Origin of the sequence: Vibrio sp. 10N.222.49.C9 (assembly GCF_041474985.1) — a bacterium.
Lineage (GTDB): Bacteria > Pseudomonadota > Gammaproteobacteria > Enterobacterales > Vibrionaceae > Vibrio > Vibrio crassostreae_C.
In genome coordinates, this window is record NZ_JBFRVD010000002.1 from 1 (window position 1) to 13366 (window position 13366).

General features: G+C 44.1%; 9 protein-coding genes. 6 read left to right on the plus strand and 3 right to left on the minus strand.

Annotated elements, in window-relative coordinates; all coding sequences use genetic code 11:
* Positions 1 to 285 precede the first annotated feature (285 nt).
* Positions 286 to 1683, plus strand: a complete 1398-nt coding sequence (locus AB4585_RS00370) for an FUSC family protein (protein WP_017060532.1) — start codon at positions 286 to 288, stop codon at positions 1681 to 1683.
* Positions 1684 to 1723: 40 nt separating this feature from the next.
* Positions 1724 to 2263 (plus strand): isochorismatase family cysteine hydrolase, encoded by a 540-nt coding sequence (locus AB4585_RS00375; RefSeq protein WP_017060533.1) that lies wholly within the window; start codon positions 1724 to 1726, stop codon positions 2261 to 2263.
* A gap of 125 nt (positions 2264 to 2388) precedes the next feature.
* Here AB4585_RS00375 and gltX read toward each other — a convergent pair whose 3' ends face one another.
* On the minus strand, positions 2389 to 3816 hold the full coding sequence (gene gltX, locus AB4585_RS00380; protein ID WP_017069020.1) for a glutamate--tRNA ligase: 1428 nt from the start codon (positions 3814 to 3816) through the stop codon (positions 2389 to 2391).
* A gap of 300 nt (positions 3817 to 4116) precedes the next feature.
* Between gltX and AB4585_RS00385 the strand changes: the two genes are divergently transcribed.
* Positions 4117 to 6921 (plus strand): copper-translocating P-type ATPase, encoded by a 2805-nt coding sequence (locus AB4585_RS00385; protein ID WP_372169232.1) that lies wholly within the window; start codon positions 4117 to 4119, stop codon positions 6919 to 6921.
* Positions 6911 to 7351: a DUF411 domain-containing protein gene (locus AB4585_RS00390; protein ID WP_017060536.1), complete on the plus strand. Its 441-nt coding sequence runs from the start codon at positions 6911 to 6913 to the stop codon at positions 7349 to 7351. Before AB4585_RS00385 ends, AB4585_RS00390 begins: the two co-directional genes overlap by 11 nt.
* A gap of 262 nt (positions 7352 to 7613) precedes the next feature.
* Here the strand turns inward: AB4585_RS00390 and AB4585_RS00395 are convergent, their stop codons facing one another.
* Both AB4585_RS00395 and AB4585_RS00400 read right to left on the minus strand, forming a co-directional pair.
* Complete coding sequence (locus tag AB4585_RS00395) at positions 7614 to 8306, minus strand: oligogalacturonate-specific porin KdgM family protein (RefSeq protein WP_017060537.1); 693 nt, start codon at positions 8304 to 8306, stop codon at positions 7614 to 7616.
* 536 nt (positions 8307 to 8842) lie between these two features.
* Positions 8843 to 11494, minus strand: a complete 2652-nt coding sequence (locus AB4585_RS00400) for a beta-N-acetylhexosaminidase (RefSeq protein WP_372155728.1) — start codon at positions 11492 to 11494, stop codon at positions 8843 to 8845.
* 404 nt (positions 11495 to 11898) lie between these two features.
* On the opposite strand from AB4585_RS00400, the gene AB4585_RS00405 reads away from it, so the two are divergent.
* Positions 11899 to 12777, plus strand: a complete 879-nt coding sequence (locus AB4585_RS00405; protein WP_137002132.1) for a TraB/GumN family protein — start codon at positions 11899 to 11901, stop codon at positions 12775 to 12777.
* Between the two features lie 131 nt (positions 12778 to 12908).
* A complete protein-coding gene (locus AB4585_RS00410) occupies positions 12909 to 13331 on the plus strand; it encodes a hypothetical protein (RefSeq protein ID WP_017060540.1) in 423 nt (140 codons plus the stop codon).
* Positions 13332 to 13366: the final 35 nt, after the last annotated feature.

Sequence of the window (13366 nt, forward strand, 5' to 3'; positions counted from 1 at the left end):
CGGAAAGCCGCGATGAACCTAAAATAATCGGAACAACTAGCCAGCTTAGAAGAACGATAAACCTGATGTTCTATCGCTATTAACTATTAGAAGATCTATCGATCATTATCAGCATCGAACAATATCGTATAAGTAGAGTGACTGATCGCCCCCCTTCCCCTGAATGTTAAACGATGCAATAGAGTTGCTATATTTGATGGATCAAGGCCTTCAAACTAGAGTTTAGGCTGACCAAAAGATCAGGCAATATCCTCGTATTCGATCCCTCTGCCGCTAAACCCCACTATGCTACTCATTATAAAGTCACTGAGCACTCCAGCCAAGAATGCCATAAAGGTTGCCCTAGCATTTTGTTTAGCTATCTACCTTGCGTTGTATTTTAACCTTGAGAAGCCTTACTGGGCGGCTATCGTGGTCAATATATTGGCCATCACTGATACTATTACTGCTGGCAAGAAAAAAGGCATTCTCAGATTGTTGGGGACGCTTTGTGGCGCGTTTGTCGGGCTTTGGTTAATCGCTGTTTTTGGGCAAGATCGATATTATTTTTTAGCAAACATCGCACTGTTACTCGCAATTTGTATATACATGGGTTCCGATCCGGTCATCGGCTATGCTTACATTACGGCATTTATTGTCTGCATCCTGCTGGCGATATCTGGCAGCTTTGATGGTGTAGCTACATTTAATATTGCGGTACTAAGGCTGCAAGAAACCCTGCTTGGCTTCGTGGTCTATACGACCATCTATAGCGTGGTTTGGCCTGAGGATGATGACACACGCTTTAACAACGAAGTCAGTGTTGTTTTAGAGGCGATGTCTCCCCTCATTCATTCACTCGCTTACAATGACTCAGCGCAGCGTTTCCAGTTACACACGAGCTGCGAGTTAAATATTGAAAGCCCGACCTTCAAAGCGCTGAACGATCTGATGCGCCTGCCCGATTTGCATGGCCGTATGCCTGCCAGAAAGCAGTGGAAGCATCAACAGCAAACTCAAGCAATCTGGGTTGCCAAACAGTTACTGCAAAACGCCCATGATCAAGGGGTTGATCACAATGATTTTTCGATACTTAACCAGGCTATGGCTTTTATTGAAGCATCATCGGTTAATGTCGATTACAAGCCCCCTTTTCCAGAGACAGTCAAACAATTCTACCAGGGTAACTTTAAGAAAAAGCGCTTATTTGCCCGATTACTTGACAACAGCCAGCAACGATTAAGCAATACGTTAGTCGGCACAATGAGCTTCATCTCAGCAATTCTAGTCTGGATATATCTACCAATATCATCGGGAAGTCTGTTCATCATTAACAGTGCCATTTGCGCCTTGATATTAAGCAACATGCCTAGGCAAATGATAAAGCACTGGACCATTGGCTACTTAGCCTTTGGGTCACTGTTCCTCATTCAGTATGTTCTGCTGTTACCTTCGATGACCGAAGTATGGCAATTAATGGCATTTTACTTTGTTAATGTCTTTACGGTGTATCGCCTGTTCGCTGGTAATCAGTGGATGGTCTATCGAGTTCTCGGGGGCAACCTATTAGTAATGATTACCATGAGCGCAACGCAACTTGTGCCTGTTTATGACGTCACTACCCCTTTGAACCTACTCATTTATATGATGGTTGCACTGGCTTTCATCCGCTTTTACACCCGCTTAATACACCGTAAAAGTTAACCACTATAACCTCACACAAAGACCACTAAGGCATAAAGTAATGAAAATGAGTAAATGCTCTGCGCTTGTCGTTATCGACCTGCAACAAGGTATCGTTGATCAATTACCGGAAACCGTGTCCCGACCGATCATAGAGAATAGCCTTGCTCTCTGCGATGCATTTGATGATGCTGATTTACCCGTAATTATTGTTAATGTAGCCGGTCGTCCACAAGGCCGAACGGAACTGCAAAATAAAGCGGCTCAGCCTGACGCATCAAAGATCGTATGGGGAGAGGTCATCGAAAGCCTGCGCCTAAACCCTAATTATCGCTATCTAACCAAATATTCCTGGGGTGCATTTACCAACACAGATTTGCAGAAGCAGCTTTGTGAGCAAGGTATTACGGATATTTATCTGACCGGGGTAGCAACAAGTATTGGGGTCGAATCAACGGCTAGACAAGCATTTGAACTGGGTTATAACGTGGTGATTGTCGAAGATGCGATTGCAGATATGAACCCGATGAACCACCAGCACAGCTGCCAAAATATATTCCCAAAACTCAGTGTTTTAGCAAAAGCTCAAGACTTGCTATAACTGTCTCGTCCTAAAATACGTTGACCGTATTTTCATTAAACAATAAAAAGCCGACAGCGAATTAAGCTGTCGGCTGATGATCGTTCTATCTCAAGTACATTCTATCTCAAACAAGAGAAATAGGATTAAGCGTTAGCTTCACGCTCAGCGATGAACTCAAGAGCCATCTTGATACGAGCGATTACGCGCTCTTTACCAACAAGCTCCATCACAGCATCAACAGAAGGAGACTGACCGCCGCCTGTTACTGCTACGCGAAGTGGCATACCGATTTTACCCATGCCGATCTCTAGCTCTTCACATACTGCTGCGATAACACCGTCTTTGATGTTTGCAGTCGTGAAATCTTCAAGCGCTTCAACCTTAGCAAGCGCAAGCTCTAGTGGGCCTTTAGCAACACCACGTAGGTGCTTCTTCGCTGCGCCAGCTTCAAACTCAGAGAAATCTTCGTAGAAGTAACGAGATTGCTCAGCAAGTTCGATAAGCGTGTTACAACGCTCGCCAACTAGCTTGATCACTTCAGTGATAGCTGGACCGTTTGTTGTATCGATCTTCTGTGCGTCTAGGTGCCATTGCAGGTATTTTGCAACGTACTCAGGCTCAGATGTCTTGATGTAGTGGTTGTTCAACCAAAGTAGCTTATCAGTGTTGAATGCAGAAGCAGACTTGCTGATAGCGTTCAGGCTGAAGAATTCAATCATCTCTTCTTGAGAGAAGATCTCTTGGTCACCGTGAGACCAGCCTAAACGAACTAGATAGTTGTTTAATGCATTTGGTAGGTAACCTTCATCGCGGTATTGCATTACAGAAACAGCACCGTGACGCTTAGAAAGTTTCGCACCGTCATCACCAAGAATCATTGCACAGTGAGCGAACGTTGGAACTGGCGCGCCTAGTGCTTCATAGATGTTGATTTGACGAGGTGTGTTGTTGATGTGGTCTTCACCACGAACAACGTGTGTGATACCCATGTCCCAGTCATCCACTACTACTACGAAGTTGTAAGTTGGTGCACCGTCTGTACGACGAATGATCAGGTCATCAAGTTGGCTGTTTGCGATTTCAATGCGACCACGGATTTGGTCATCAAATACTACGCTGCCTTCTTTAGGGTTACGGAAACGGATAACGCACGCATCGCCTTCTTTTGCTGCTTCGTTTGCTGCAACAATTTTAGGGTGGTTAGCATCGTAGCGAGCCATTTCTTTGTTTTCTTCTTGCTCTGCACGAATTTCATCAAGCAGCTCTTTAGACGCGTAGCATTTGAATGCTTTGTCTTCAGCAAGTAGCTTATCAACCATTTCGTTGTAACGGTCAAAACGCTTAGATTGGTAGTAAGGACCTTCATCCCATTCCATACCCATCCATTGCATGCCTTCTAGAATTGCATCAACCGCTTCTTGAGAGTTACGCTCAAGGTCTGTGTCTTCGATACGTAGAACGAATTCACCGCCTTGGTTTTTAGCGAATAGCCAAGAGTAAAGTGCAGTACGTGCACCACCAACGTGAAGATAGCCAGTTGGGCTAGGAGCAAAACGAGTTTTAACCGTCATTTAAATACCTTGATTATGTAGGTGATTCTTTTAGTGCTCGCCATTACAAAGCCTGTAACAGAAAAATATCACTAAATTTTGGGCGCTATTTTATCACCACCGCTTAAATCTACAATCAGTAGTGAATGATTAATGCGCTGTTGTTGTACGAAAGCCGTTATTGAAAGGCCAATTACGCCCTTAAAGTCGTAAATAGATAGTCTTAGCAAGTAGATTATAGCCGCACATTCTTAATTTCCCTCTTCCATTCCAAACTGAAACCACCAGCTAGCACTCCACCAAGATCAAATTCTTGAATTTATGTTTGACCTTACCCTTACGGGAAGGTTTATGTTAGGCGTAGATGAGAATTGGAGTATCGATATGAACTACTACACAACGGCGCTCAACGGCCTAAATTGCATGGGTTGCGCGAAGAAAGTTCGCACACTGTTTAGCGATCTCGACAGCACGATGATTAATGACATATCGCCGACCTACATCGATATTTCGACTCCATTTAGTTACATTCAGCTCAACGAACAGTTAGCAACGCTTGGCTATTCTATGGGTAATCAGCTGCACCTTTCGCTATCCGGTCTGAGTTGCGGCAAGTGTGTGAGCAAACTGACTAAAGCGCTTGAACAAACTGAGCAAGCCTTAAACCTAGAAGTCAGCAAACAGGAATTATCACTGGTTACTCTGCTTTCTGAGTCTGAGGTGATTAAGCTGGTCGAAAGCCTGGGTTACCACGCAGCTCCCTACTCAGAAACGAATGACCTTTCATCGAGTTCAGATTTAGAAGACGAACAAGCAGATAAAAAGAGTGAAGATAAAACCGCAGCTAGCCAATATACCTATCACCTTGTTCTTGAGGGGATGACTTGTGCGAGTTGTGTCTCTTCGGTAGAGAAAGCACTGAAAAAGAATGAGTTTGTCGACCAAGCTCAGATCAACCTTGCCGAACAAACTGCCTTGGTTTTCACCTCCAAAACACGTGATCTCATTGAAAACAAGCTCATCGAATCAGTCAAAGCTGCGGGGTATGGCGCCGAGTTTGTTGATGATGCGGCAACACAACAACAAAAACAGCAAGAGCAACAACTTCGCACTCAACAGGCCTTCCTAAAAAATTCAGTGAGTGCGCTACTGCTTGGGGCACCGCTAATGGCATGGGGCGTGTTCGGCGGCAGCATGACCATTACTACATTTAACGACCAACTGGCTTGGGGATTCATTGGTGTGGTTTGTTTAGTGTTGTTAGCCACTTCTGGACGCAGCTTCTTCACCAATGCTTGGCAATCCTTGATGCATAAACGCGCGACCATGGACACGCTAGTAGCTTTGGGTACAGGCGCAGCATGGTTCTACTCAATGTTGGTTGTGCTCATTCCATCATGGTTCCCTGAAGCTTCTCGCCACGTCTACTTTGAGGCGAGCGCGATGATCATTGGCCTTATTTCTTTGGGTCACTACATCGAGGCCAAAGCCAAAGCTCGCACTACAAAATCGCTACAGGCACTGATTAATTTACAGCCTCAAAAAGCGATGGTTATCGTCGATGGCAAAGAGCAAATCATTGCTGTAGAAGCTATCCAAGTGGGTATGCAGGTACGAGTAAAACCCGGAGAGAAAGTACCGGTTGATGGAGTTGTGGTATCAGGTGAGTCTTACATCGATGAATCCATGCTAACTGGTGAGCCGCTTCCCAACGTAAAATCAGTTAATGATGGCGTTTCTGCAGGTACCATTAATGGTGACGGCAGCTTAATTATTGAAGCGACTGGGATTGGATCAAGCACCATGCTGGCTCGGATCATTCAAATGGTTCGCCAAGCGCAAAGCAGTAAACCAGCAATCGCCAAGCTTGCCGATTCTATCTCAGCCGTTTTTGTTCCGGTTGTGGTCGCAATCGCAGTTGCTGCCGCCTTAGTTTGGTTTTTTGTTGGCCCACAACCAAGCGCCAGTTACATGTTAGTGGTATCAACGACAGTGCTGATCATCGCTTGTCCATGTGCCTTAGGCCTTGCGACACCACTTTCAATTACTGTCGGCGTTGGCAAAGCCGCTGAGTTTGGCGTTCTGATCAAAGATGCCGATGTGTTGCAATCTGCAAGCAAAATTGATGCTGTCGTGTTTGATAAAACAGGCACCCTAACCCAAGGTAAGCCAACCGTTCAGCAAGCCTTTTATGGCGATTTATCAGAACAAGAATTACTGGCTTGTGCTTATTCAGTAGAAGTAGGATCTGAGCACCCACTTGCCAAAGCCGTTTGCCAATATGCAGAGAGCTTGGAAGTTTCAGTACTCCCACACAGCGAATTTGAAAACCAACGAGGGCTTGGGGTTCAAGCAACAATTAACGGCAAGAAAGTGCAAGTTGGCTCGCTTAAGTACCTCACCCAATTAGGTATCAATACAGAGGTTGGCGCGGATTTCATCGAGCTTTGCCGCTCGCAAGCGTGGACACCTATTTTCATAGTGATTGACCAAAAACTGGAAGGCATATTGGGCATTTCAGACGCGTTAAAAATAGATAGCAAACAGGCGATAGCTCAACTAAAATCCGCCGGAATTCACACTGTGCTATTAACAGGCGACAACGACTCTGTGGCTCAAGCAATAGGTAAAAGCGTCGGTATCGACGAGGTTATCTCGGAAGTGCTTCCAGAGCAGAAAGCTCAACATATTGTTCAGCTTCAACAGCAATATAAGAGTGTTGCGATGGTCGGAGACGGTATTAACGATGCACCCGCTCTTGCTCAAGCAGATATAGGCATAGCAATGGGCAGTGGCAGTGATGTCGCGATTGAAAGTGCGCAAATGACGCTACTCAACTCATCGCCATTATCAGTAAGCAACGCGATCGAGCTATCTCAAGCGACTGTGAGAAACATGAAGCAAAACCTGTTTGGTGCCTTCATCTACAACTCGCTTGGTATTCCTATCGCGGCCGGTGTGCTTTACCCATTTTTTGGATTTCTGCTTAGTCCAGTAGTTGCAGGGGCAGCGATGGCGATGTCGTCAATTACGGTAGTAAGCAATGCCAACAGGCTGAGATTGTTCAAACCAACTCATTCTAATATTAATAAAAACCATATTCATGAGGTTAACCATGATTCGTAAAATTATGACTCTTACTGCACTCGCTGCAATCTCAGGACAGGCTTTGGCTACTGATGTGCTAAACCACAAATCTCCATACTGCGGCTGCTGCACAGAATGGACTGAACATATGCGAGATGCTGGGTTCGATGTTACTGAGAAGCTCCACGATGATATGAACCCAATCAAACAGAAGCTTGGGGTTACACAAGAGCTAGCCTCTTGCCACACTGCAGAGATCGACGGTTACGTATTTGAAGGACACATTCCAGCAGATGACATTAAAGCCTTTCTAGAAAACCCGCCACGTAATGCGATTGGTTTAGCGGTTCCGGGCATGCCAATGGGTTCTCCAGGCATGGAGTATGGCGATAAGAAAGACGAGTATTCTGTGTATGCGTTTAATGAAAAAGGTCAGGTGTTTGAATACCGTCACTACAACGGAAAATAGAACCTAAACAGACCAACACACAGCAATAAAAAGAAGTCATAAAAATAGAGCCTAGCATTCAGTAAACCCAAGACTGTGGTTTACTTGCTAGGCTCTTTGCTTTTGGACAGTAAAGCAAAACTTGTCGCGGCACCAACCGGGCTGTTAGTACCGCTATGTTCCTCTCGCTAATTAGCTAAGAAGTTATTCAACAACAAAGCTATTTAACAAAGAAGCTCACTCGGCCAATAATCTAATCGACTAAGCAGCCAAGTGAATCAGCTTAGAAGCCGTAAGAAGCACCGAATACGAAAGCGTTGTTTTGCTTAGAATCGCCGTTTGCGAAATCTACACCGTTAGCTTGGCTGCGGAACTCAAAGTAAGGTTGAACGCCTTGACGAGTCCATGTTGCACGTAACTCGTGGTCCATTGCTTCAGCTTCGATCATGTATACGTTGTTGTAGCTAAGCGCTAGGTCAGCATTCACTGTGTAAGCAATGCGGTTATCCATGCGGTAGTCAGTTTTATCATCGTTAGAAGTGTCGTCGATGTGTGCACGAGTACGGTTGCTAATAGAGATGCCGTTATCGAAGTTGTAACCGATCTTAACTAATGGACGGAACTGAATGCTCTCGCCTGCAGAGAATAGGTGTTGGTAACCCGCAGCAACCCATAGGTTGTCAGTGATGTTGAAAGCTTGCTCACCACCTACAGTGATGCCTGGAGTAGTATTACCTGCGCCGCCATTTTCAGATTCAAGTTTGCCCAGTTGGATACCATCAAACTCAGAATAAACCGTGAAACCGCCTAGAGAGTTGTCAAACGTGTGACCAGCTTCTAGCGTAGAAGTCATGTCAGAACCGTGGATACGGCCATCGTCATGAATTTGGATGTTACCCGTTACGTAAGAAGAACCAGCAAAAGCACTAGAAGCGAAAGCAAGAGAAAGAGCACTTAGAGCGATAATTTTTTTCATAGTAAACTGCCTTAGTTTAATTTTTTCAGCGGCACATCTTCGGTACATCATTCACCTTCACCGCTTGAGTAGTTGGTAGCCTCCCTGGCATGAAATCTATGTTGCTCGAATTAATTCGCGTTTAAAAATAAAAGACTGGGCAGAGTGATCTCTCTCACTGTCAAAAAAGAAAAAGTTATTTAATACTTTAAAATCAATCTCTTAAAAATATAAAAATTGATAAAAAACTCAAGACAAAAAAACACACAGATCCAGATCACATTATTTCACGTCGCGAAATTAGAATGAGTTAGTTCAATCACACTTGATTTAGAGTTTTTTATGGAGGACTTATTTTTTGAAGAGAATAATGAGAAGCGCGTCACTTTTGCGATGGAACTCACCTTATGTGCATTGTTGACGATATAAACAAAGAGTATTTCTATATGTTTCAGCTTAAGAGAAGTGCCTAACTTAGTTTGGACGAAAAAAAAGCTCCCACTTTTATCTAAATAAGACAATAGCTAGGGAGCTTTTCTATTAATGTTGCTTATCGATTATTTTACCGAAGTCACTCGACTTACTTTCTCGCCACTTTCAGAGATAGAGCGGATGTAAGTTTCGCCAGAAACCGATGGACGTTGTTGCTCATCATACGTTAGCCAGTTTTCACCATCAGCTGAGTATTGAAGCTCTACGCCTGGGAATTGAACGTTCATTGCAAGCTTGCCATCAACCACTTTTGCACCTGGAACTGGTAGTCGGTAATCAATACCCGCTTTTTCTAGCTTAGCTAGCTCACGTTGACCAAGAATATTCGCGAAGCGATTAAAGTCGCTGTTCAACGCTTGCTTATTCACTAAGTTAGTTTCTTGAGAGTATTCAACACCAACCTTGTAGTCGTTTTCCCAATCTGCTCGGTGCCATGCGCGCTCTGCTGCTGCCAATACGCGAGGGAACACCATGTATTCATATTGCTCGTCAGTACGTACTGTTTCTGACCAAAGTTGAGCTGACAGACCGTAGAAAGGTTTCGCTTCAACCTCACCTTTACCACTGAAGCCATTGCCGTCACGGTCTAGAGATGTTTCTGCGTTTTGTGGCATGTTCTCTGGCGCAAAGCCAAACATCTTACGAGTATCGGTTGCACGTGTTGCCCAGTAGTAACCACGTTCTGCTGCGTCTACTTCGTATGGCATATCCATGTATACGTAGTCTGGGTTAGAAACAATTACGTCATAACCTTTCGCAGACCAGTCGTAAACTGATGAAGTGCCGCCCCAGTAAAGAACATCCCAGAAGTTAACGCGCGTACTTTCTGTTGCAAATGCTTCTTCACCTTCGCTGTATTTCAGGCCATCTTGCCACGCTTGGAAGTGTGGAATACCCTTCTCAGCAACAATCTTAGACACCTCTTCTGCAAAGTGGCTTGGCAGGTGACCGAAATCGCTTACTGTACCGTCAGCAATTAATTTCTGACATTGTGGAGATTGTTGGAACGGCTTATCTTGCTTAGATAAATCAATGTTACCTTTCCATGCCACTTTGTCTTCTGCATTAATATCTTGTAAGCCAGCGCCTAACTTAATGTTTTTCGCTTCATCGCCACCAAAGTGCCAAGTCGTTAGCGGTACGCCCGCTTCTTGGTGCATTGTCGCCACTTCAGAGATTACTTTATCGACGAAGTGAGTTGATGACTCCATACATGGGTTAATGAAGCTTTGCTTATCGTAGAACTGAACCGTGGTTACATTCGATGTATCTTGCGGATCCATCAAGCGGTATTCGTTCGCTTCTGCTTCTTTGCCTTCCGCCATGAGACGAGTGTAACGCGCTTCCATTGATACCACAGCTGAACGAGCGTGTGCTGGCATATCAATTTCAGGGATAACTTCGATGCTGCGCGCTTTAGCGTAGCTTAGGATCTCGACGTAATCCGCTTTACTAAAGAAACCAGAGCCAAAGTTGTCTGTTGTTGGACCAGAACCTAGCTGAGGCAGTAAGCAGCTTTGTTCATCCAAATCAAAACAACGATTAGACCCTACATCCGTTAGCTCTGGTAAACCTGGAATTTCTAAACGCCAACCTTCATCATCCGTTAGGTGAAGGTGCAGTTTATTCATCTTGTATGCCGCCATTTGATCTAGCGTTGCTAGGATGGCATCTTTTGAGTGGAAGTTTCGAGCAACGTCCACCATCACACCACGATAATCAAAGCGCGGCGCATCTTTAATTGACAGTTGTGGTAATGATTCAGCGTTCTGACTATCTATTAGGCCAAAAATAGACTGAACTGCGTAGAAAGCACCCGTTTTATCAAACGCTTTAATTGCAATCCCCTCTTCCGAGATGCTTAGTTCATAAGCGCCAGATTTCGCTAAATCACCCGTAAACTGAGTAGGAACAACAGCGACACTCACAGGTAGGTCGCCACTCACATCTACGTTTACCACATCTGCACGTTCTTCAATTGCTGCGAATTGCTCAGCGTCGAATGCGTCTTTAGGTAGGGCAATACCACCAGCAATGCTAACTGAACCTTCACCGGCTTCTACCGACATTGGCGTTGGTAGTAAAGTAGTTGATACGTCTTGCGTTGCTAGATCAGCATTCTTTTCAAAACGCGTCACCGCTGTCGCCATTACGTTATTATCATCAGGCGTACGCTTAAGGTTATTACCCTCTAGACCAGTTACGAACGATGCAACATCTTCTGTATTCAATGATGCAATCATCTTAGGTTCTGCGTTTGGCGCCGTCACGAATGCACCTGGCATAAAGTCAGTTTCAAACAGTTGCCAGTATTCACTCGTTAACGGAAGAACCACTTCTTCACCAGCCGCAAAGCCGTCAAATTTTTCAGTAGGTTCTAGCTTGTGAAGGTCACCAGTAACGCGAGTGATCTTAAATTGCTCATTATCAACATCTAAAATAAGACGAATACTGTGGAAGTAGATGCTCCAATCTTTAGAGTCAATCGCTTCACCGTCATTGGTTAGCGTCATGTTCACTTTATTACATGACGCCCATTCAGCACCTAGGTCCTGACAAGCCAAGCCTTCATTCGCACCATGATTAGTTAGAATTTCGTACTGAACATCAAGATTATCAGCCAGTGCATTCACTACTTTTTGTTCTGGTGCTTGCGTTACTGCACAACCTGTTAGGCCAGCCAATACCGCTACAGATAGTAAGTTTCTCTTCAACATCGTATTCACCCATAAATTAAAAATTGAGTAAGAAGCAAAATGGAGCGCTTCGAAAGTTAGATAAACTATATGGGCTTATTTTTTACCGTGAATTAAATCGAGCTAATAAAGTGATCGGCTTCAAATCTCAAAAATTTTTATAAATTTAATTTAAATAAAATCATCAAGTTACAAGCAACGGCACTTCCGTCATTTTAATTTTGACGTAAAATTTGAGAAATGAATCACAATCTTTTTTACCGATTTCATAAAATCGTGTCATTGGTAGTCAGAAAGGATTTAGAGTTTCAGCGTATTATTATACTTTTCGTACAAACAACGTGACATTGTTCTCAAAAAAAACCGTTAAAAAACACCGTCAAAATCGATTTTAACGAGTTTAATACTTCCTTAAGGAGCTCCCTTTGCGTCCACTCTGGTACATGGTTTTATTCGTTCTCGCTTTTTCAGCTAGGCAAGCGGTCGCCGAGCCCCTTTATTGGCAAGCACAAAAGGATGATCTGACACTCACTATCTTAGGTTCAGTGCACGTTGGAGACGAGAGTATGTACCCCCTTCCTTCGGCGATCACCGACGCGCTAAAAAACAGTGATGGCTTAATTATCGAAACGGATATCAGAAAGTCTGATGGCGTTGTATATCCCCACAACAAACTCACAACTGCCGATGTACTCAATGAACAACAGCTGCAATTATTAACCGACATCTCAAAATCATTGGGCATGCCGACGCAACAGCTGCTTAGTTCACCGCCTTGGGCAACTTCTCTCTCCATACAAATGCAGCAGTTAAAAAACCTTGGTTATGGCTCCGCCAGCGGCGTTGATGCGACGCTAGCGAACAAAGCGACTACCCAAGATGTTCCGGTTATCAGTTTGGAGCCTCTGCAATTCCAAATAGACCTAATGACAAAACAAAAGGACGACGGTAAAGAGTGGTTAGTCAGTAGCCTTGAAGAATTTGACCAAACTGATCGCGTGGTTCATTGCCTGATTGAAAGCTGGAAAGCGGGTGATTTAGCGAAGCTGGAAGCCTTCTCAGAACTGTCAGAGATGTCGCCTGAACTTGAGAAAGCATTCTTAACCGATCGCAACATAGACTGGGCAAACAAACTATCCTCCAATGATTGGAAGCTTAAGACTAAAGGGAACTACATGATAGTAGTTGGTACCTTGCACCTAATTGGAGAAGGTAACCTTATACAGTTATTAGAAAAGAAAGGCTTCAGTGTCATTCAGCAATCACAAAGCCAATCAGCCCAATGTCAATTTGAGACTAGCTAAAAAAGCTAACGATGCTCAACCTCATTTTGTTTTCGTTATAAAAGCATTTCCTTAATAACAGAATCTTTACATTTAATAGCACCATTGCAGTGCTATTATCTTTCGCTCTTTTTACCTATGGCGTTGTTCTAATGAAACCAGTACTTTTTGCTTTCCCTTTAGCCCTCACGATGCTGATGCCCTCAATAGCCTCAGCCAAAGAAACTTGTACGGTAGAACAATTTCAAGCTATCGACATTCAGCCAGATACAAAGGGGGGCGTGATAGATAAAGAAAGTGGGCAATTTCTCATTACAGAGAAACCACCGATGCGCTGCGCCAATATTACGTTCACAACATCTACAACACGAAACCGTATCGCAAGCCAAATGAACAACAATTTTGAAGCAAACTTTTACGACAACCAAACGGGAAGTTCTCACTCGGTGACGTTTGATGAAGATGAAGTAAAGGCAGGTTACATTCGAATAGGCCCGAATAAGCCAGCGGAAGCGTATGTTTGTTTTGTTACCTCGGAAACACCGATAAAAGATATTACGTGCGATGTGAATTGATCATTGAGTTGCTTGAAGAAAAAAACAGGGCTAAG